We start from the raw sequence: 20,921 nt of genomic DNA on the forward strand, positions 1-20,921 counted from the left end.
GGTGAAAAGTCGAGCCGCAGTGGATACAGTTCATTGGCTGCTTCCAAGGTATCCGTGCCAGGCTGTATCGTGCGGTTGTTGGCGGCCTGCCAGCTGGACTTGCCTCGATTCAATCTTGATCGCGCGACGCGCGCAGGCGGGTCCCGGACCGCGCATATAGTGGAGCTCGGGCCTGTAGCGGGGTGCGATGAATTCGCGAACCGCAGATGCCAAATGTCTGGCTAGTGACATCCCCATAGCGGTGCGAGCTACGAAAGCTAGCACGGCAAGGGTCGTGCGGTGCGAGGGCATTCCCACGAGATCGTACATTGACTCCTCCATGAGGATTGCGGCTGTGGGAAACAGAATGCGCCGACTCCTCCTGCGAACCTATTCTGCAAGAGTATCTGCGATGCGATGCCAAGGTCTTGGCAGGATGCGCCCAGTGGACAGCAATCCCGATCAAAGCAAACCTTGGCCCGATGCGTCAGTGTGTGAAGGCTGCCCTGGTCGACAGGGTGGATATTCTCAACACCATGCCGCCTGGTCGGATGAGAATTGATGTCGGCCGCAGTGATTTCAGCGGTCTCATTCGATTCGATCGATCTTTGCTGAGCCGGTGTTCGCGTTTCAACAATCTATGCCCAAGGATAGGTGGTATCCGCTGCCCGGGACTCATAGACTGCTGACGTATCGTGCAGCCAGGCCGTGTATTGTCTGGCTGCCAGCGCCGATGTCGAGCGACAAACGAAAGTCTCGACGGCATCGGCGGATGCGGAGTTGAACAAGGGCCTGAGATGCCCTCTTCGGCTAAGGATTTGAGTGCGTATGGCTTGCCGCAGTCCCCTCGCCGAAAGACCAGGCCAACAGGGACAATTGATGCAGACGTCCTACTCTCGTCCGGCCAAACAATCCTCCAGACGCAGCTTTCGCCTGCGTATGCTGGGACTCGCGATCGGTTTGCTGCTTTGGGTGGCGCCGGCGTTCGCTCAGGATGTATTGCGCATACCGTATGTGGCCGATATCGGCACATTCGATCCCGACAACGGGTTTGAGACCGGCGCGATGAGCGCAATCGACAACGTCTACGAAGGCCTCGTCGAATACGAGCCGGGTTCGATCAGGATCGTCGGTCGGCTCGCCAGGAGTTGGGATATCTCAGACGACGGGCTGACTTACACATTCCACCTGGTCGAAGGCATCAAATTCCATGATGGCACGCCATTCAATGCGGCGGCGGTCATAAAGTCGTTCGAAAGGCGCCGCGATCGTGGGCTGAGCCTGAGCTACTCCCTGGCTAACGTGAAGGACATGAGGGCGCCCGACGATTCGACGGTCGTGCTGACGCTGGGCCATCCTCAGCCTTCGCTCCTCGATGCCCTTTCCAGTCCGTGGGGGCCAAAGATCATCAGTCCCGAAGCGCTCGCCGAGCATGATAACGGCGACTTCGCGAAGACCTGGCTCAATGAGCATGCGGTCGGCACCGGTCCATTCAAACTAGCTGAATTCAAACGCGGTCAGCGCTATGTGCTCGAACGCAACGACGACTACTGGGGTGACAAACCGTTCTTCCGGCAGATCCAGATTTCGGTCGTGCCCGATATCAGCCAGCAGATACTTCAATTGCAGGCGGGTGCGATCGATGCCGTGCCGATCAATTATCCGTTCGCGCAACTTACCAGCCTGCCGGGGGGTCTGGAGATCACCGCCGCCCCGAGCATGATACCGTACTATCTCTTCGTTAAGCCGAACTCGCCGCTCAACGACGCGGAGGTCCGCAAGGCCGTTTTGACAGCGATCAACCCGGCGCTGTGGGTCAAGGACGCCTTTGGAGAGTTCGCAAGCTTGTCGAGGTCGGTATATCCCAACGTGATGCTCGACCCAGTGAGCCCGATCCGATTCCCGACCGACTTCGAGGCAGCGAAAGCCGCGATCGCCAAACATGGCGCGGTCAATTTGGTCATCGGCCTTCATAGCGCGGCCCCGAGCTACGGCCGCATCGCCGACCTGATGATAGCGCAACTGGCTTCGATTGGCGTAAAGGCAACGGCCTACGTGCTGCCCTCCGGAGCTGCTTACACCTTGAAGGACGACCCAAACCCTCCCGATTTGCTGCTCACGATCGCGGGCCCGGACGCCGCTCATCCGGAGAGCCAGGCCAAGGTGTTCTTCACAAAAGGCGGTCCCCTTAACTTCTTTGGCCGGGTCGTGCCGGAAGCCGATGCCATCGTGGATCAGGCCGGACGGTTGACCGACATCAAAGAACGCGACGCTCTCTACGAGAGAGCGGGGCAGATGTATTTCGATGCCGGCATCGTCATCCCGCTTGTCGACGTCAACGATGTGGTTGTCCACGCCAAGGGTCTGAAGGACCTTGGACTGCGTCCCGTGTACCCACCCGGCAACATCGACTTCAGCACCGTTCGCTGGGGACACTGAACTCCGGCCGTCCGGTTCATTCCGCAAGCAGGTCAGGCTCGCACCGCAGATGATCAAGCGCACCGAATGTCCGAACCCGTGACCGAGTCCGTTCTCGCCGTCAAGGACCTCTCGGTCTTCCTCAGCCGCGAAGGCCGTCCTTCCCGCGTGCTCGATGACATCAGTTTCGACATGTTTCCAGGCGAGATCGTCGCGCTGGTCGGGGAAAGCGGTTCTGGCAAGACAAGCATCGGGCTGACGCTTCAGGGGCTCCTGCCGCGCGAATACCTGCCGCAGGTTGCAGGCTCGATCCGGCTTGCAGGGATCGAGCTTGTCGGCGCGGGAAGGCGCACCTGGCAGTCGGCCCGCCGTCAACTCGTCCGTGCCATCTCGCAAGATCCAATGGGCGCGCTCAACCCCACGATGACGATCCGCCGCCAGATGCGAGAAACCAGTGGGGGGGCCGGGGGATCGATCGAAGACTGGCTCAGCCGAACTGGCCTGCCTGACCCGGACCGCATCGCCGATGCGCTTCCGCATCGCCTGTCGGGGGGGCAGCGTCAGCGCGTGCTAATCGCCATGGCAATGATGGCAAGACCGAAGCTGCTCATCGCCGATGAACCGACAACCGCCCTCGATGTCACCATGCAGGCGCAGATCCTCGATCTGTTGCGCGATCTCGCCCGCGAGCAGCAGACGGCAATTCTGTTCGTCACGCACGATCTGGGTGTGGCGGCCTCACTGGCCGACCGCGTCCTGGTTCTCTATGCCGGACGCATCGTTGAAATGGGCCGGACAAGGGACGTGGCCCGCAATGCCGCGCATCCCTATTCCGCCGGCCTGCTCGCCGCTCGATTCGATCTGGACACTGATCGACGGCGCCCGCTTCCCACGCTCCCGCCCGAGCGCACACCCTCCATAAATGTTGAGAACGCCTGCGCCTACGCGACACGTTGCCCGATCGCCCAGCCAGACTGCACGGCGATCCGCCCACCGCTGGAGCCTGCTTCCGTCCACGATGGCGCGGTCGCCTGCCTTCACCACGATCAAACCTCATTTCTCTTAGCGCAGCGCGCTGGTACGAAACCATGGCCGGCCCAGGCGATCCAGGAAACCGCCGCCTTGAGGCTGTCCAACGTCGGAAAGACATATCGGACAGGCCCCCGATCGTTTTGGGGACGGCGTCAGCCGCAGCCCGTTCTTAGGTCGGTCAGCCTCTCGATCAAGCTTGGCGAGTGCGTGGCGCTGGTGGGCGAGAGTGGCGCCGGCAAGTCTACCCTTCTGAGGATTGCTGCCGGGCTCGTGGTACCGGAGAGCGGCACTGTTACACGCTTCGACAAGCTTCCTCCGCAAGTCGTGTTTCAAGACCCAGTGGCGGCGCTGACGCCATGGCTCACGATCGGCGAGCAGATCGGCGAGCGTCTGCGAGCCGTTTCGCTGGACAGTGGTTACGGCCGCCGTCTCGTCGGAGAGGCAATAAAGCTGGTCGGCCTCGATCCGGTCCTGATGGACGCGCTGCCGGCCGAGATGTCGGTCGGGCAGTGCCAGCGCGCCGTTCTGGCACGCGCGGTAATCGTCCCCCCAAGGCTTCTGCTCTGCGATGAGCCGATCAGCGCCATGGACGTGTCGCTGGCAGCCACCACCTTGAACCTTCTTAGCGACCTTCGGCGGCGGCTCGACATGGCGATGCTGTTCGTGACCCACGACCTGGCGGCCGCCAGGATCATCGCCGACCGTGTCGCGGTGCTGAAGGATGGCGAGTTGGTCGAGGTTGCCGACCCAGATGCCATCATTGCCGCGCCACAGTCCGCCTACACGCGCTCCCTCATCGCCGCGATGCCGAGCCTGCAGGCGGGAGGCGGACGATGACCAGCAGGCGAACTCCGGACACGCTGCCTGCGCGGCCTCGGTTCAACTGGCGCGATTTCTTCCGGCGTGCCGGTTGGCTTGAAAGCATCGGTATTTTCGGCGTGCCTGTCGTCACCGTTGTGGCCGTGCTGGCGCCGTGGATCACGCCGTTCGATCCACAACTGCGCGTCGCCGGGGCCTACCTGCCGCCTTCGGCCGAACATTGGTTCGGCACCGACGAGATCGGCCGCGATCTGCTCTCGCGGGTGATCCTCGGTGTTCGATATACGTGGCTGCCAGGGCTTGCCGTCATCGGTTTCAGTCTCACTGTGGGCTCTCTTGTCGGACTGATTTCGGGCCTGATGGGCGACAAGGTCGATCTGGTCATTGAGAGGATCGTCGACTTGTTCTTAGTCCTTCCCGGAACGCTCATCGCGCTCGCCGTCGTGGCTTCGCTTGGCCCCGGGCTCGTCAACACGATGATCGCGCTCGCCATTTTCTGGTGGCCCTGGTACGCGCGCATATCCCGCGATGAAATTCGTCGCCTCAAGGCCCGTCCTCATGTCGAGGCAGCGCGCATCGCTGGGGTGCGCGGTCCGCGCCTGCTGTTGCGTTACCTGTTGCCGGGAGTGGTCCCCGCCTTGCTCATCGGGGCGTCACTGGATGTCGCCAACATCATCATGACGATGTCGCTAATGTCGTTCCTTGGCCTTGGACTGCCTGCACCGGCGCCTGAACTCGGAGCGATGACGTCACGCACCCTCGACAGTCTCACCGTCCATTGGTGGCTGCCGATCCTGCCCGCCGCGATCATCTTTTTCCTCTGTCTCCTCGCCAACCTTGCGGGCGACGGCATTCGCGCCGCTCTCAGGGGGGCCTAGATGCTGGCATATCTCATCAAAAGCTTCGTCGGCGCTGTCGTCGTTCTCCTGGTGATGAGCTTCATCGTTTTCTGTCTCCAAAGCATTATCCCCGCCGATCCAGCGCGGGCCATTGCCGGGCCGAGCGCTCCGCCGGAAAAGGTCGAAGCGATGCGCGAGCAGCTTGGACTGGACGACCCGGCTGTCGTTCAGTACGGGCGCTTTCTATTGCGCCTCGCGCATGCGGATCTGGGGACGTCGGTAAGAACCAGGCGGCCGGTGGCTGACGACATACAGCAATATCTTCCCGCCACACTTGAACTCGGACTGGCGTCGATCGCTTTGGGAGTGGCGCTCGCCGGCGTCATGGCAGCGCTTCAGTTCTTGATTCCGGGATTGGGGGGCATAAGGCTCGCTATGGTGGGGGTGGGTTCCACGCCGATCTTTCTGTCGGCATTACTACTCACCTACTTTTTCTGGTTCCGACTCGATTGGCTTCCCGGAGCTGGGCGGCTTGCCTACCGCGACTTCGCAGGCCCCACGGGATTCAACGTCGTCGATGGAATACTGGTCGGCCGGCCCGAAGTCAGCGTCGACGCGCTGTTGCACATGATCTTGCCGGCGCTTGCACTGGCGTTGCCCATCGGCATCGCGGTTGGGCGAAGCCTGAATGGTGCGCTACACGACGTGATGAGTCAGGCGTATGTTCGGACAGCACGCGGCAAGGGTCTCAGCGAGACAAAGGTGCTGTTGAGCCACGGTTTGCGCAATGCTGCCACGGCCCCACTGTCCATGCTCGGGCTGCAGGTCCGCCTTCTCTTCGGCAACTTGCTTGTTGTCGAGCGCGTTTTCGGGTGGCCTGGTCTGGGTCTTTACACGGTCCAGGCTTTTGCCAGCGCTGATCTCCCGGCAGTGCTGGGCGTCGCCATCGTCTTCGGAATCCTGTACATCTTGGTCAACACGCTGATCGAAATCGGGCAGTCGATGGCCGATCCCCGGATCAACCTCTGAATGCGCTCACTCCGGCGCTTACTATCGCAGCGGTAGGTGTCTTGGCCGCGTCGGCAGCGTTGATGGGGAGGCTGAAGGTTATCGATGCCCCCCCTGTCTCGACATTTTCTGCCCAAAGCCGTCCGCAATGTGCCTCGACAATCGAGCGGCAGATTGCCAGGCCCATTCCCATTCCATCCGGCTTGGTTGTGTAAAACGCCTCGAAAATCCGTTCCGGATTGCTAAGTCCGCGGCCGCGATCTCGCACTTCGACCTCGACTGTTCCGTCATTCTGACGCCGCGACGCGATCCGCAGGCTTCGCACGCTAATGGCGACGTCCTGCATCGCTTCGATGCCGTTGCGGACGAGGTTGAGGACGACCTGCTCCATCTGAACGCGATCGGCAGCCGTCGCAGGAAGGCGGGGATCGAGGTGAAGGTCCAGCTTGACGCTGCTAGATGCGATCCTGTCACCCAGGAGATCACACACTTCGCGGATCACGGCGTTCAGATCGATCGCGTGCGGATCGCCTTCGGTCTTGCTGAACAGCGCCCGGATGCGGCTGATCACCTGCGCCGCCGCGTCGGCGTTTCTGATGATCTTTTGGGCGACCCGGCTGGCGTGATCGAAGTTTGGCGGATCGGCGTTCAGCCATCTCTGGAACGCACCGGCGTTGGCCACGACCGCCTGCAGCGGCTGGTTGAGCTCGTGGGCAATGGATACCGACAGTTCGGACAGGCTGGCGGCGCGCAAGGCGCGCGCGAGCCGTTCGTCCGCCAGACGCAGGGATTCCTGAGCGCGGACCTCATCGTCGATGTCGAAGTTGACGCCGTACCAGCGAACGATGGTGCCGTCTTCGTCACGTAGCGGTTCGAAGCGCGAATCGATCCAGCGATATTGGCCATCCTTCCGACACAACCGACCTTTGTGCTGGAGTGGCTCTCCACGAGCAAAGGACTTCTGGAACACGGCCTTGACGGCCGCCCGGTCATCGGGATGGAACAACTCCACATGCGAGGCGAATTGCCGCGTGCCACGCGGTTCCACCATGGCCGAGTCGATGCCCGCCCAGTCGACGAACCGTTTGTTGAAATAGTACGGCAACCCCGCCGGCGTCATCAGCCAGATCATAGTAGGAACCGTATCGACCAGCAGCCTGAGCTCCCTCTCGCTCTGGCGCAGCGCAGCTTCCGCCTTGCGCCGGTCATCGATGTCTTCGGTATGGCCAAACCAGCCGACAATTCGCCCCTGCTCATCGCGCGAGGCAACACCCGTATCGCGAAACCATCGATATGTGCCGTCGAACCGGCGCAAACGCTGCTCTTCGATCATCGGCTCGCCCGTCTCCAGGCTGTGGCGCCATTGCGCCATGCTCGTCTCGACATCGGCGGGATGGACAAATCGCAGCCACCAGGAAAAGTCGTCGGCATCCATGATCTCGCGCATTTCCTCGGCGGTGACACCAACGTACTCGAGGGCTGCAGGATTGAGGAACCGAAGGCGCCCGTCCGGATTGGCGGACCAGCCAAGGCCTGGAATATCGGCGATACCAGGTCCGGCTCCCTGGTAGACCCGGTCAAAAAAGCTGGTTCTTCTGAATATGTTCACCACCAACCACAGGCCAAACGCTGCGACAACAAACGCGACCAACCGGACGGCGCCATCCTCGGCCCCGTATGCCGGCACGATCACAGCTGAAAGCAGACTGCCTGCGGCAATAGCCGCCAATCCCGCCTTCCATCCCACGCAGAAGCATATAGCTGCAATGGCGACCAGCAGGCCGGAAGGCTCCCCGGCAAACAGAGCAAATAACACTGTCCCTGCGCCGATCGCCCCAGCCACGACGCGGCGTTGTGTCATTGACGTCAGTTTCATTTCAAACCCTCCCGAAACCGCCTATGCGCGGTTTCGGTATCAATCACAGTCCCCGAGGACCACTGCGCCTCGCTGCGCACATATCCTCCCAGCAGCGAGGGCCGCACCTCGAATGGCGTTTTCAGCGCATATCGGCGGGCATCGACTGCCAGGTACTCAAGAGATGCGTGAGGGACCTTGCATTCATCTTCTTCATCATGTTGCTCCGATGGAGCTTCACGGTGATTTCGCTGATGCCAAGATCGAATGCGATCTGCTTGTTCATCGCCCCGGAGACCACAAACCCAAGCACCTCACGCTCGCGGGGAGTGAGCGTCTGGTAAAGCGCCATGGTCTTGCGCGATACTGTCGCCGCCGCCCTCCGAGCAATATCGGCAGCGACGGCTGCCGATATTGCATCGAGGAAGGTCTGGTCGCGCACAGGTTTGGTCAGGAAATCAACCGCCCCCGCTTTCATCGCCTGCACACTCATGGCGATGTCGCCGTGGCCCGTCAGGAACACAATCGGCGTCTGTATGCCCTTGGTCAGTAGCAGATGCTGGAGATCCAGGCCGCTCAGTCCCGGCATGCGCACATCGAGAACAAGGCAAGCCGGGCGATCCGGAAGCTCTGCATCCAGCACTTCCTGGGTCGAAGAGAACGATATCGACTCGATGCCGACGGAAGTCAGCAACTCCTCCAGGGAGTCGCGGACCTCTGTGTCGTCATCGACAAGAATCGCTATGGGGCTGCCTAAGCTTCCTGAATATGCTCCGGATGCTGAATCTAGCACGCCCATGATCCTCGCCTTAGGGAGATCTGCTGGACACGAAATTGGCTGCGCTTACACAGTATATTATCAACAGCGTGTCCGCCACACGTCAACCACGAGCTGCGCTTGACGCCTACCACTGGGAACCGATTGAGCGACAGATAGTCCCGTACATGCCCCACCAACGTGTGACGTCACCGTCGGGACTTACATAGCGGAATTAGGATCGGCAGCGCTACTACGCCAAAGTGCGATCGCGTCGAGAGGTTTTCGATGCCCAACCTATACTTCGGTATAGGTCTGCACAACGCGCGCCGACGTGGCGTGCCAGTAGTGGTCATCCACGGCGCGTGCGCGACGATCTTTGTCCACAGGTGCAGTGCGGTACAGGTCTCAGTCCAGTCGGCGTAGCCCAGGCCAAACAGTCTTGTTGTTCTGTGGCATCAAACCGCTCCATGTCCCCCTTCTCCTGGGTTCCGGACCTTGGCGAGAGGGTGTTACCAGCACGCACGTCGAGCTTACCTTGCTTGATCGATAACCTTCCGCGCCCTTTAACAGCCCATCACCGATCAAGATCTGCCGATTTTCAGCGCGGCTAGGCTGCCGGCTGCGGCAGAGTTTTGGGCGCGCGGGCGTTGTTCACAGCCCAGTCGAGCGCGAAGTCCGCGACCTCCTCCCAGCCCAGCTGAATACACGTCCAGTGCGAGCGGTCGGGATAGATCTTGAGTTCGGTGTTCGACGGTGCCTGCTTCTGCTTCTCGAACATGGCTTTGGTCATCTTGGCCTGGGCAATGAGGTCGATGCCGCCGCCGATGAGCAGCAGAGGCGCGCGATTAGGGTTGTCCCAGCGGATCTTCCCTGCGGCTGAGACCAGACCGTCCCAGTAGATTTTCCCGGGTGTGGGCACGATGTAGCGGTCGTACATGGTATTGACCTGGGTTACCGGCACGGTCTGTGCGAAGCGCGTGCTGAAGAAGCTGCGCGACATCGTCATGACGCGGCGCCAACTTCCCCAGGAAAAGAACACGGGGAATGTCGACTTGATGGTCTGCCACCCGACCAGCACGCCGGAAGTCGGCGCGGGGTCGATGGCGACGCCGACCACGCCGAGCCCGCGGTCAAGCAGGTGCTGCGTGACGGTCCCGCCGAACGAGTGACCGATCAGGATTGGCGGCTCGGGCAGCGCGCGGATGAGGCGATCGTAGTGATTGATGAGCTCGTTGATGCCGACCTGGGCGAGAGCGGGGTTCGGAGACGCACGCAGCTCGGTCGGAGATCGGTCGTCGAGCGGCCAAGCTGGGGCGACGACAGTGTAGCCCCTGGCTTCGTAACGAGCCTTGAAGCCTTCCCAACAATGGGCGTTCAGCCAGGCGCCGTGGATCAGCATGATGGTTTTGGACATTGGTCTCTCCGTCGTTCTGCTTGGCACGATATGCCGTGTTCCTCATTGCTCGATCGAAAACGCGCCGATCAGAGCGATGCGGATAACTATGTTGAGGGGGGGCGCGCGCAGTCGACTGCATCAAGGCCGTTGGTGGCTAATACCTCGGAACAGGATGCCCCACCCGCTAGTGTGCCACCGACAGGCGAGAGGCACTGCCGCCGTTGGCTGGACGCCTGATGTTTGCGCGGGGTCACCCAAGCTCGCGAAGGGGCTGCCATAGACCTTCGCATGGCATGACCGACGCTTCCGTTCGATGGTCGGGTAGGCTGCTGCGGCGCAATCTCCTTAGCAGACGCCGGATGGCCGTCCATGGAGGCATGTGCCAATCCACGGGCCAACGGTGGAGGTGGCCGATACGGCCGGGGTAAGGCGATCAGAAGGAGACGAACATGGACACAAAGATGAGCATGGACGACATTTCACACGCCGGTCGGCCCGGGCCTGACGAGCTGGTTCCGTCGCGCTACGCACTCAAGGTCGGCGAGATCGACGTGTTGATTGTCAGCGATGGGATACTACCAATTCCATCCCCGACTATCGCATACAATGTCGACCCGGCCGTCCGGTCAGCCTGGCTGGAGGACGAGTTCCTGTCGCCGGAGATGCTTGAGTGGCCGCTGAACGTGGTCGTGGTGCGCAGCGGCGGCCAGACTATTCTGGTCGATGCTGGGCTAGGAGCTGACCCGGACTTGCACTTGCCGCGGGCCGGGCAGTTGCTTCATCGACTGGAGGCCGCCGGCATCGATCTCGCATCGGTGACTGATGTGGTGCTGACTCACATGCACATGGACCACATTGGCGGGCTGCTCATCGACGGAGTGAAGGAGCAACTGCGTCCGGACCTGCGGATACACGTGGCAGCCGCTGAGCTCAAGTTTTGGGAGTCCCCCGACTTCTCTCGCGTCTCCATGCCACAGGGGTTCCCGGACGCGCTTCGGCGTGCTGCCAAGCGATTCGTGAAGGACTACCGCAGCCAGCTACGCACGTTCGAGGACGAGCACGAGGTGGCGCCGGGCGTAGTCGTTCGTCGCACCGGCGGCCACACCCCCGGGCACAGCGTGGTCCGCCTGGCGTCGGGCGGCGACCGGCTGACTTTCGCCGGGGACCTCGTATTCCAGGTCGGGTTCGACCATCCCGACTGGCACAATGGCTTCGAACACGACCCCGAGGAGGCGACCCGCGTCCGCGTCAGTCTCATGCGGGAGCTCGCGGCGAACCGAGAGCCGCTGGTGGCCACTCACCTGCCGTTCCCGTCTCTCTGCCATGTGGCGGTGGACGGCGAGGCCTTTCGTTGCGTGCCGGCAGTCTGGGACTACTGAACGCTCGCTGGGCTAGGAGCGAACCAGCCTCGACGACGTCGCCGTCAAGAAACATAGCGCCATGATTGTGTGTTCGTGCAATGTGTTGACCGATCAAGATGTCCGCTCCGCCGTCAAGGCGGGGCGGCCGCGCTCTACCGGCCAGGTCTATGGCCGTCTCGGCTGCAGCCCCAAATGCGGCCGCTGCGCGCTCACCATCCGCCGCCTCATGGACGAGGCGCTCGGCACTGCCCGTGCGGCCTCCTGCAAAGACTGCGCGCGGTCCTCGGAGACCTGACTCTGCTGCCGCTGACCGCCCTCCTCTCAGGCGGCCAGGCTTTGCTCGCCTTCGGGTCGGCGAAACCAGAAGACAAGAAAATTGCGGTTGCTGCGAAACGCGGGGACACGACAACAACGGACATTGATGCCGTTGCTCGCCGATTTGACCGGGAGGTTACCAGCACGATGCCACTCATGATTCGACGATTGGGAGCCAGGAAACTGGCGCGCCCGGCACGGCGTCTGGGAGATCTGAGAGCGATGTTTGTCCTGATTGCCAGACCGCTCGTCTTTGGGATCACCCTCTTGTTGGCTTGTCCGGCACAGGCGCAGGCACCGGCGACCGTCCCGCCTCAAAGGGTCAAACAGCTATTCGAGCTTCTCGACGACCCGTCAGTGAAGGCCTGGGTGACCGAACAGCGAAATCAGGACACCGGGTCAACGGGAGCGTCTGCCGAGTCAGGAGCTTCGCCGACCGACGCATCGTCCGGCGCCGTCGCCGCACCAGGCCAGATGAATACGATGGCATCCTCGACGCTCGATCGGATCAGACACCATATCGAAGGAATCGTGCGCACTTTGCCCTTGCTGCCCGGCCAGTTCGCGCGCGTTCGGGCAGAGACCATGGAGGATATGTCCAGCAAGGGATCTGCCGGCGTATTCATGCTGATTGCGATGTTCATCGCTGCCGGCCTGGCGCTCACCTGGGCAACGTACAAGTTGACCCGTCCATTTCGTCTTTGGATTAGGGCGCAACCGAAGGATACGCCCAATGGGCGAGCCAAGAAGATTGGCGGTCGCACGCTTTATTCCAGCATGCTGATCATCTCGTTCGCACTGGGCAGCGCCGGCGCGTTCATGCTGTTCGACTGGCCAATGCTTATCCGCGAGATCGTATTGACATTTCTGATGGCTGCAGTCGCTACATGGGGTGTGCGCATGTACGTCGCCGCCATGCTCGTCCCTTCCTTCATGAACGTCGAGAACGCCGTCGAGGTTCGTGCTTTGCCGATTACCAACGAAGCGGCTGACCATTGGTCCTATTGGCTATCCCGGATCGTCGGCGTCTTCGCCTTCTTCGCCGCCGCGTTTATTCTCTTGCCGGGTCTCGGCATCGATCAGGACGGAATGGTGGTCCTGCCACTGGGCGCCGATTTCGTCCTGCTGTTGCTCTTGCTACTTGCCGTTTGGCGTCGGCCACGAAAACAGCGAGACGGTGCGCACGGTCACATCGGAGCGACATGGTTATTGACTGCTTATTTCGTCGTTCTGTTCCTGCAGCGCATAGCCGGCCTTTATATATTCTTCTGGTTTACGTTCGCCGCATTCTTCCTGCCTTTGGCAATCGTGCTGACGCAGCGCGGCGTTAATTTCGTCCTGCGGCCGGGTTCGGAGGATGCTGGCAGGCCTACGATCCCTGCGGTGACGATCGCTGTCATCGATCGCGGAATCCGGATGATTTTGATCCTGGCGGCGGCTTACCTTCTCGCACGTGTCTGGGGTCTGAACATGCAGTCCATGCAAGACAGCGATACGACGACCACGCTCATATTACGCGGCCTGATCAATGTCGTGGTCATTGCCCTCGCAGCCGATTTCGGCTGGTCGATCATCAAAGCTATGATCGAACGAAAGCTGGGCATCGAAATACCGCACGCGGTGATCGGCGAAGAGGACGTCCAGGCCCTCGATCCGCATCAGGCGCGACTGCATACGCTCTTGCCGATCATCCAAAACATTCTGCTCGCATTGATCATCGTGATGGCGGTGTTAATGATGCTCGCCTCAATGGGTATCCAGATCGGCCCGCTGATCGCCGGCGCTGGCGTCGTCGGCGTCGTCGTGGGTTTTGGCGCACAAACCATCGTCAAGGACGTGATCTCAGGCGTGTTTTATCTGCTTGACGATGCTTTTCGCGTCGGCGAATACATTTCATCGGGCAGCTACAGGGGTACGGTCGAGGGCTTTTCATTGCGCTCGGTGAAGCTGCGCCACCATCGTGGACCGCTCTTTACCATACCCTTCGGCGAACTCGGGGCAGTCCAGAACCAGAGCCGTGACTGGGTTACCGACAAATTCAACATCACCGTTGGCTATGACACTGATATTGAGTTCGCACGCAAGTTGATCAAGCGAATCGGCCTCGAACTGGCGGAAGATCCGGAGTTCAAGCCGTGGGTGCTCGAGCCGATCAAGATGCAGGGTGTACAGGAATTCGGCGAGTACGGCATCATATTGAGGGTCAAGGCGACAACCAGACCCGGAGGCGCCTTCGGTATGAAACGCAAATTCTATGTACGCCTCCGCCAAGCCTTCAAGGAGCAAGGCATCGAACTCCCATTTCCGACCGTCCAGGTTCAGGGGCTACAGAAGCCACATGGGGCAGAGAATGCGCTGTTGGAGATCACACCCGAGTTAACAATGGCCATCGCGCAGTCGCATAGTAATCGGCGCAGAAGAAAAGGCACAACGGAATAGGAAAGCTGTGACACCTGCCGGTCACAGCGCGGCTTTCCGCGCATCGCCCGAGGCAGGGATACTCCATCATCAGACGAAAAAAGCACCGTCACGAACCTCACCGACCCTGACAGTACTTTGAAAGATCCGGCCGGCAGGTGCCGGAGGCCGGTTATACTAAAGGATCTGACGGCTGACTCTCTTGGGATACCGGAGTGAGCGGAACCGTGATTCCATTGGGGCGAGGAGGATTCGCGCCATGGGATCAGCGATCAAGATGCGGACGGACTATTCGGCAGCCGAGTTGCGGCGGCTGGCCAAGAGTTCGAAGGATAGCAAGCAGAGCCGTCGGCTGCTGTCGTTGGCAGCGGTTCTCGACGGGATGAGCCGTGAGGATGCGGCCCGGGTCGGCGGCATGGACCGGCAGACCCTGCGGGATTGGGTTCACCGTTTCAACGACGCTGGTCCAGACGGCCTCGAGGACGCCTGGAACGGCGGGCCGGAGCCGCGCCTGTCGGTGTCGCAGAAGGCGGAACTGGCACGGATCGTCGAGACCGGGCCGGACCGGGCCGTCGACGGCGTCGTGCGCTGGCGGCGCATTGATCTCCAGAGGCTCATCAAGGAACGCTTCGGCGTCGACTATCACGAGCGCTACGTCGGAACGCTTTTGAAGCAGCTCGGCTTCTCCCATATCAGCGCCCGGCCACTTCATCCGGGCCAGGACGGCGAGATCGTCGAGGCGTATAAAAAAACTTCCCGCGCACGCTGAGCGCCCATCTGGCCGACCTGCCCAAAGGCAAGCCGGTCGAGATCTGGTTCCAGGACGAAGCCCGCATCGGCCAGAAGAATGGCATCGTGCGGCAATGGGCCAGGCGCGGCACGCGGCCCCGTCAGCCGGCCGACCAGCGCTACAAGAGCGCCTATCTGTTCGGCGCCATCTGCCCGGCGCGTGGCATAGCAGCCGGGCTGGCGCTGCCCTTCGCCGACACGGAGGCCATGCAACTTCATCTCGACGAGATCAGCCGCCATGTTGCCAGGCGCGCTCATGCCGTTCTGCTGCTCGACCGCGCCGGCTGGCACACCACCGCCAAACTGAAAGTGCCCAAGAACATCACGCTAATCTTCCTGCCGCCCCGCGCGCCGGAGCTGAACCCCGTCGAGAATGTCTGGCAGTATCTGCGCCAGAACTGGCTCTCAAATCGCGTCTTCGAAGGCTACGACGCCATCATCGACGCCGCGTGCGGGGCCTGGCGCGAGCTCATCGAACGACCAAACACCATCACATCAATCGGAATGCGCGAATGGGCTCACGTCGGTCAATCAAATTGACCGTTGGTATTAGACGTACGGAGGCAGTCTATAGCGAACCTGTGTGCGACCTTCAGCGGTTCGGCATCAGCAACCCACGTGCCTTCGCACTCGTCTTGGGCGGCCGGGGCGTCGGTGACTTCGGCGATTCAAATACCGAATTGTCTTGAATTGGAATGAAGCCATCACCGGACAATGAGGCAAGTTGAATAGGCGGGAAGGTCAGGCTCAGCACTTCCTCGGCTTCCATCCTCAGAAATTCTGGGCGTAGCCCATCGCCGCGTTTGGCAGCGATCAGGTGGAGACTCTGCAGCAGCGGCAGCATGATTACTCTCCTTCGTTATGTTTCAGCTCGTTCGTCATATGTTTCGTGTGATGCGGAACGCGAAGGCCAACTTCGTAGACCAGGCCCTCACGATACCGGCCGTCGTACCAGCGGCGTTCATTGAGACAACCGCTTCAGAAAACTCGCACTTGGCAGGGAGGACGGCTACGGTCCCGGCAGGTAGGCGTGACTATGCCGAAGTATGATCAAGTTGAAACAGCTGTTCAGCGACCGCGACGCGCAAGGTCAGACATGCAATCACTGCTCAATTGAGGAATGGTAGTTAGCAAAATCTAGAACTCATACGATCGCGCATGGCGTCCTGGACTGTCCTGCGTTCTTCGATCCGAAGATCATAGACGAAAGTATTGGACACCTTTGCCCTTGGCACGATGGCCCACATCCCGCCACGGCCGGCATATTTCAATCCGACTATGAGGAAGCTCGAAACGCGAAGGCCATGGCTTGCTTTGCCCATTGCAGCCAAGGCGACAAGGCAGCTTTTCCAACAACAGGAGACGCCATCATGGCCGACCTTTCCGAACCCGAAACCGGCACCGACGAGCACACTTTGCTCGCCGAGGCGCCGGCCTCCGTCGAGGTCGACGTCGCCTCGCTGACGCCGGGAATGTCGCTAGTCGTGCAATGGCGTGGCAAGCCTGTCGTGGTGCGCAACCGCACCGAGCAGGAGATGAAGGACGGCGAGGCGGTCAAGCTGGCAGACCTCAAGGATCCGATCGCCCGCAACGCGAACCTTCCGGCCGACGCGCCGGCGACCGACGCCAACCGCACCACACCGGGCAAGGAGGCCTTGCTTGTGATGGTCCAGGTCTGCACGCATCTGGGCTGCATTCCGCTCGGCCAGGAAGGCGATTTCGGCGGCTGGCTCTGCCCTTGCCACGGGTCGCAATACGATACTGCAGGACGCATCCGCAAAGGCCCTGCGCCGGAGAACATGGCGGTGCCGGTGTTCCAGTTCACTTCCGACACCAAGATCCGTCTCGGCTGAGGCAGGGACATTGCGATGAGCGAGGGACACTCGACCTACACGCCCAGGACCGGTATCGAACGCTGGTTCGACGCCCGCCTACCGCTGCCACGGTTGGTGCATGATTCCTTCATCGTCTATCCCGTCCCTCGAAACCTGAACTACGCTTATACGTTCGGCGGCATTCTCACAGTCATGCTCGCATCGCAGATCGTAACCGGCGTCGTGCTGGCGATGCACTATACTCCTGACACCGGGCTGGCCTTCAATTCGGTCGAAAAGATCATGCGCGACGTGAATTCGGGCTGGCTGCTGCGCTCCCTGCATTCGAATGGCGCCTCGTTCTTCTTCATCGCCGTTTACATCCACATCTGCCGCGGGCTCTACTATGGTTCGTATAAGTCGCCGCGTGAGCTTCTGTGGGTGCTCGGTTGCACCAACCTGCTGTTGATGATGGCGACGGCCTTCATTGGCTATGTGCTGCCGTGGGGCCAGATGAGTTTCTGGGGCGCCACTGTCATCACCAGCTTCTTCAGCGCCATTCCACTGGTCGGCGAATGGATCCAGCAGCTGCTGCTCGGCGGTTTCGCCGTCGACAATCCGACGCTGAACCGCTTCTTTGCACTGCATTACCTGCTGCCGTTTTTGCTGGCCGGCGTGGTGACCTTGCACATCTGGGCGCTTCACGTAGTCGGCCAGAACAATCCAACCGGCATTGAGGTGAAATCAACGACCGATGTTGTGGACTTCACACCCTACGCCACCGTCAAGGACGCGTTCGGCATCATCGTGTTCCTGTTCTTCTTTGCCTATTTCGTCTTCTATCTGCCAAACTTTCTCGGCCATCCGGACAACTACACGATCGCAAATCCGCTGAAGACGCCTGCGCACATCGTGCCGGAATGGTATTTCCTACCATTCTACGCGATCCTGCGCGCCATCACCTTCAATGTCGGACCGATCGATTCCAAACTCGGCGGCGTGTTCGCGATGTTCAGCTCGATCGCAGTGCTATTCTTGGTGCCCTGGCTTGACACCTCAAAGGTGCGCTCGGCGGTTTACCGGCCTTGGTACAAGGTGTTCTTCTGGCTGTTCGTAGCCGATGTCCTCTTTCTCGGCTGGCTCGGCTCACAGCCGGCAGAAGGCGTCTATGTCACGATGTCCCAGTTGGCGACACTCTACTATTTCGCATTTTTCATTCTGGTCATGCCGCTGCTTGGGCTGATCGAGACGCCACGGCGCATGCCGCACTCAATCACTGAAGCGGTTCTCGAAAAGCGTGCAACCAGCGTGAAGGCGGAAGAATAGAGATTACCGCCATGGGCCAATCTAGGCCCCGATCTCTCCACTCCTGCTCAACAGATTCGCGCGTTTGCCACCGGATTGTGTTAGGGGCACATTATATACGGGGCTTGAGGGATCCACCCATCTCTCCAGTCCAAGGGCCCGGCGTCTCGGAGTTCACAAACCCAAAGGTGTCGGGCCCGCCCTCCGCTTATTTCGCCTTCGGCGTTGCCGCTCGATCCGCACCTGCTCACCGATTTCCTTTGCCTTGGCCAGAGCCTTGTTTATGTCCTTCGTGGTTAGGACGGCCCGCCAGTTCGGCGACTCAAACACGCTCACGGTGTAGGTTGTCTTCGGCATCTAAGTCATGCGATCGCTCCTTAGTCCGCCACGCCGGCTTCGTGGTGCACAATTGCATCCAGAATCGCCTCGTAGACGCTCCCTGGTGTCTTCCTCGATCTCTGTGCATGAGATGCCTATCGACTTGGCGTCGGCGAAAAGCTTTTGCGTGAGCTCGGCAACTGAGATGATATCTGCGCCAGTCGTCTCAGGAACGTTGGACGTAATCCATTTGTATAAAAAATCGGTTCTCGTGTGCTCATCCAAACCAACCAAACGTAAGGCTAACCATCGCCACCGCGATCAGGATCGAGAGCGGCACGGCAGCGATCAGCCCCGCTTCTAAGAATCGTGTCTCTTTATCACTGAACATTAGGCGCGCCTTACGCATGTTTCGTTGAATGCTAAGAAGCTGCAAACCCCGATTAGGTTCCAAAGGGGCGACAGGGCCGGGGCCCCTACTCCGGCAAAGCCTCTCCTGTGTCATGGCGCCCGTCTGTTGGCCTACGGGCGGCGATACCTTGGCGGACAGTATCGCGCTCCTCATTAGCGGTATCGGCGGCACCCAGCCGGCCGGCAATAACCAGCCAGTCTCGCACGATGGTTTGCAACACTTCATGCCGCGAAAGCTTCAACTGCGCTGCCAACAAGTCGACCGCCTCGTCAACCTCGGCTTCCAAGGCAAGGCCCGAGGTGTTCCTCAGCCGCAGGGCTGCATTGATCAACATGACTTGCAGGTCCGCGCGCGAGACATCCGAAATATGCAGCAGCAACCTCGAGTTTCTCGGCGAACGCTCGGTGGGTCATGGGTCCAACCTAGTTGTGAAAGCTATTGAGATCGACCTCTCCGCGAAAACAGCTCGGCAGTGATTTCGTCTCTGTCCCCACCATGCCTGGCGATCAAAGCCAGCGCTTCCTGGCGACCAATGTTGCCGAGCTTCATGAGGTACGGAACCTCAAACGTTCTCTTGTTGAGGCGCCATTCTGGCACGCGCCGTGGTGCTGCCTTTCGCGCTGTTGTTCCATCTTGACGCATCATTTCTTACTCCTCTCCCTGATATGATGATGCCGTCGCAATTTCCGCGCCACGTCCCGCTTCCGAGGGTACGGCAACGTGTGGCCGCCCCTCATCAAAGCTCTAGCCTCGGCGAAACGTGCATAGTCCAACCTGCTGAAATACCAGACTTCCAGCTTACACAGGATTTAGCTCGCCTGGCGAATTATCAGACAGGATATTGGTGAATATGACCTCGCTCGCCTACGATCGCCTTTATGGGGCTTTTGTCCGATTTGCGCCTCATGTCGGTCCTTGAGGTTTCCTTGATCGTCTCCCGAAAGCAGTCGTTCGGCTTGGGCGGCATGATGACCGGGTTTAAGCAAAGGCGGGCACTCCCTTTTGCTGACACGGCCGCGAGGCATGACAATTCGGGATGCCGTCATGCTACCCATCAACTTCGACCTCCGACGGAGTACGGACATAGCAGCTATCAGTACACGACGCTGGTCGCCCGAGCCGCTCCTAAGTTACAATCAAGTCCGTCGAAATGCTGTCGGCGTGCCACCTGCATGTTGACGATATACCCGGCTAAAATGGCCGGCATTTGGAAAGCCACACCTGTAAGCAATTTCACCGATTTGCAGGTCGCTCGTCCCGAGTAGCGTTTTCGCATACTGCAAACGCAGCGCAAGATATGCGGCCATAGGGCTGATTTGTATTTCTGCAGCAAACAATCGCTCAAGCTGGCGGCGTGAGATCCCAAGTTTGCTGGCGATTTCCGTCACGGTGATCTTTTCCTGCAGATTGCTTTCCATCAGGAGCAAAGCCCGCCTGATGTGGCGGCTTTTGGCCTTCGGAAACAGCTCTCCGTTAGGCTGCGCGTCACGGCCTGTTCTGATTCTGTCGAGGACCAAAATCTTTGCGGCTTTCTCTGCCGCTTTGCCGCCGGCATGCTTAGACGCGAAGTAACTGGCCAAGTCGGCTGCCCCGGCACCTCCCGCACAGGTGGCGCGACTTCCATCGATTGAAAATAATGTGTCGGCGTGCGCGCGGACGTGTGGGAATGCATTCCGAAATTCCTTGACGTGAAACCAGCTCACGCAGGCTCGATAGTTGTCGAGCAGACCATAGTGCGCCAGTACGAAACTGCCGGTGCATAAAGCCGTCAGAGGCACATCCCGCTGTGCGGCCCGTCGGAGAAAGGCCTCCTTTTCGCCGCTGAGGTACTGCGTGCCGTTGAGCAATCCCCCGACAACAACGATATTTTCGTAATCCTGCGGATCCGTGATTTGCCTCGTAGGCAGTACCTCAGCACCGCAACTCGAGCGGATTGGAAGACCCCTCTCTCCAATAATTTGCCAGTCGAACTTCCCACGCCGGCTGCGGTCGTCGTCATCGCCCGCAAGTCGCAGTGTGTCGAGAAACAGCGACAGTGGAGAAAGTGTAAAGTTTCGGGCGAGCAGGAAGCCAAAACGCAATA

The 20,921-nt window shown here is 60.3% G+C and carries 16 protein-coding genes; 10 read left to right on the forward strand and 6 right to left on the reverse strand.

Annotation, left to right across the window (positions count from 1 at the left end; all coding sequences use genetic code 11):
* The first annotated feature begins 858 nt into the window (after positions 1 to 858).
* The 4 genes from CGZ66_RS22820 to CGZ66_RS22835 all read left to right on the forward strand — a co-directional run bounded on the left by CGZ66_RS22820 (position 859) and on the right by CGZ66_RS22835 (position 6,116).
* A complete protein-coding gene (locus tag CGZ66_RS22820; protein WP_095088267.1) occupies positions 859 to 2,418 on the forward strand; it encodes an ABC transporter substrate-binding protein in 1,560 nt (519 codons plus the stop codon).
* Between the two features lie 66 nt (positions 2,419 to 2,484).
* Complete coding sequence (locus CGZ66_RS22825) at positions 2,485 to 4,266, forward strand: oligopeptide/dipeptide ABC transporter ATP-binding protein (RefSeq protein WP_095088269.1); 1,782 nt, start codon at positions 2,485 to 2,487, stop codon at positions 4,264 to 4,266.
* Positions 4,263 to 5,126, forward strand: a complete 864-nt coding sequence (locus CGZ66_RS22830) for an ABC transporter permease (RefSeq protein ID WP_095088271.1) — start codon at positions 4,263 to 4,265, stop codon at positions 5,124 to 5,126. The genes CGZ66_RS22825 and CGZ66_RS22830 overlap by 4 nt, the downstream gene beginning before the upstream one ends.
* Entirely contained in the window at positions 5,127 to 6,116 is a 990-nt protein-coding gene (locus CGZ66_RS22835) for an ABC transporter permease (RefSeq protein ID WP_095088273.1), read from the forward strand. It abuts the gene before it with no gap.
* On the opposite strand, the gene CGZ66_RS22840 is transcribed toward CGZ66_RS22835, so the two are convergent.
* The 3 genes from CGZ66_RS22840 to CGZ66_RS22850 form a co-directional block, all read right to left on the reverse strand.
* Complete coding sequence (locus tag CGZ66_RS22840; RefSeq protein ID WP_095088274.1) at positions 6,106 to 7,971, reverse strand: PAS domain-containing sensor histidine kinase; 1,866 nt, start codon at positions 7,969 to 7,971, stop codon at positions 6,106 to 6,108. The genes CGZ66_RS22835 and CGZ66_RS22840 overlap by 11 nt on opposite strands.
* A gap of 121 nt (positions 7,972 to 8,092) precedes the next feature.
* On the reverse strand, positions 8,093 to 8,749 hold the full coding sequence (locus CGZ66_RS22845; protein ID WP_095088276.1) for a response regulator transcription factor: 657 nt from the start codon (positions 8,747 to 8,749) through the stop codon (positions 8,093 to 8,095).
* Positions 8,750 to 9,317: 568 nt separating this feature from the next.
* On the reverse strand, positions 9,318 to 10,124 hold the full coding sequence (locus CGZ66_RS22850; RefSeq protein ID WP_095088278.1) for an alpha/beta hydrolase: 807 nt from the start codon (positions 10,122 to 10,124) through the stop codon (positions 9,318 to 9,320).
* Positions 10,125 to 10,555: 431 nt separating this feature from the next.
* Between CGZ66_RS22850 and CGZ66_RS22855 the strand changes: the two genes are divergently transcribed.
* From CGZ66_RS22855 to CGZ66_RS22870, 4 genes are all read left to right on the forward strand, one after another.
* Positions 10,556 to 11,485 carry an MBL fold metallo-hydrolase gene (locus CGZ66_RS22855; RefSeq protein ID WP_245331178.1) on the forward strand — a complete coding sequence of 310 codons (930 nt, stop codon included), beginning with the start codon at positions 10,556 to 10,558 and terminating at the stop codon, positions 11,483 to 11,485.
* A 61-nt stretch (positions 11,486 to 11,546) separates the two neighbouring features.
* On the forward strand, positions 11,547 to 11,762 hold the full coding sequence (locus CGZ66_RS22860; protein ID WP_095088280.1) for a (2Fe-2S)-binding protein: 216 nt from the start codon (positions 11,547 to 11,549) through the stop codon (positions 11,760 to 11,762).
* A complete protein-coding gene (locus CGZ66_RS22865) occupies positions 11,660 to 14,221 on the forward strand; it encodes a mechanosensitive ion channel family protein (protein ID WP_245331179.1) in 2,562 nt (853 codons plus the stop codon). Before CGZ66_RS22860 ends, CGZ66_RS22865 begins: the two co-directional genes overlap by 103 nt.
* A gap of 238 nt (positions 14,222 to 14,459) precedes the next feature.
* Positions 14,460 to 15,529 (forward strand): IS630 family transposase gene (locus CGZ66_RS22870; protein ID WP_095088284.1). Its coding sequence is split into 2 segments (ribosomal slippage): positions 14,460 to 14,946 and positions 14,946 to 15,529, totalling 1,071 coding nucleotides; the frame shifts between segments, so codons are not numbered across the junction.
* A 52-nt stretch (positions 15,530 to 15,581) separates the two neighbouring features.
* Here CGZ66_RS22870 and CGZ66_RS22875 read toward each other — a convergent pair.
* Entirely contained in the window at positions 15,582 to 15,833 is a 252-nt protein-coding gene (locus CGZ66_RS22875) for a hypothetical protein (RefSeq protein ID WP_095088286.1), read from the reverse strand.
* A gap of 526 nt (positions 15,834 to 16,359) precedes the next feature.
* Between CGZ66_RS22875 and petA the strand changes: the two genes are divergently transcribed.
* The gene (gene petA / locus CGZ66_RS22885) at positions 16,360 to 16,842 is read left to right on the forward strand and encodes a ubiquinol-cytochrome c reductase iron-sulfur subunit (RefSeq protein ID WP_095088289.1); all 483 of its coding nucleotides are present in this window, start codon (positions 16,360 to 16,362) and stop codon (positions 16,840 to 16,842) included.
* A 15-nt stretch (positions 16,843 to 16,857) separates the two neighbouring features.
* A complete protein-coding gene (locus CGZ66_RS22890; RefSeq protein ID WP_095088291.1) occupies positions 16,858 to 18,129 on the forward strand; it encodes a cytochrome b in 1,272 nt (423 codons plus the stop codon).
* Positions 18,130 to 18,902: 773 nt separating this feature from the next.
* Here the strand turns inward: CGZ66_RS22890 and CGZ66_RS22905 are convergent.
* Together CGZ66_RS22905 and CGZ66_RS22910 are read right to left on the reverse strand one after the other, a co-directional pair.
* Positions 18,903 to 19,217, reverse strand: a complete 315-nt coding sequence (locus tag CGZ66_RS22905) for a hypothetical protein (RefSeq protein ID WP_143748817.1) — start codon at positions 19,215 to 19,217, stop codon at positions 18,903 to 18,905.
* Between the two features lie 757 nt (positions 19,218 to 19,974).
* A complete protein-coding gene (locus CGZ66_RS22910; RefSeq protein WP_245331180.1) occupies positions 19,975 to 20,919 on the reverse strand; it encodes a GlxA family transcriptional regulator in 945 nt (314 codons plus the stop codon).
* Positions 20,920 to 20,921 lie beyond the last annotated feature (2 nt).

Source organism: Mesorhizobium sophorae, from assembly GCF_002270415.1.
GTDB lineage: Bacteria > Pseudomonadota > Alphaproteobacteria > Rhizobiales > Rhizobiaceae > Mesorhizobium > Mesorhizobium sophorae.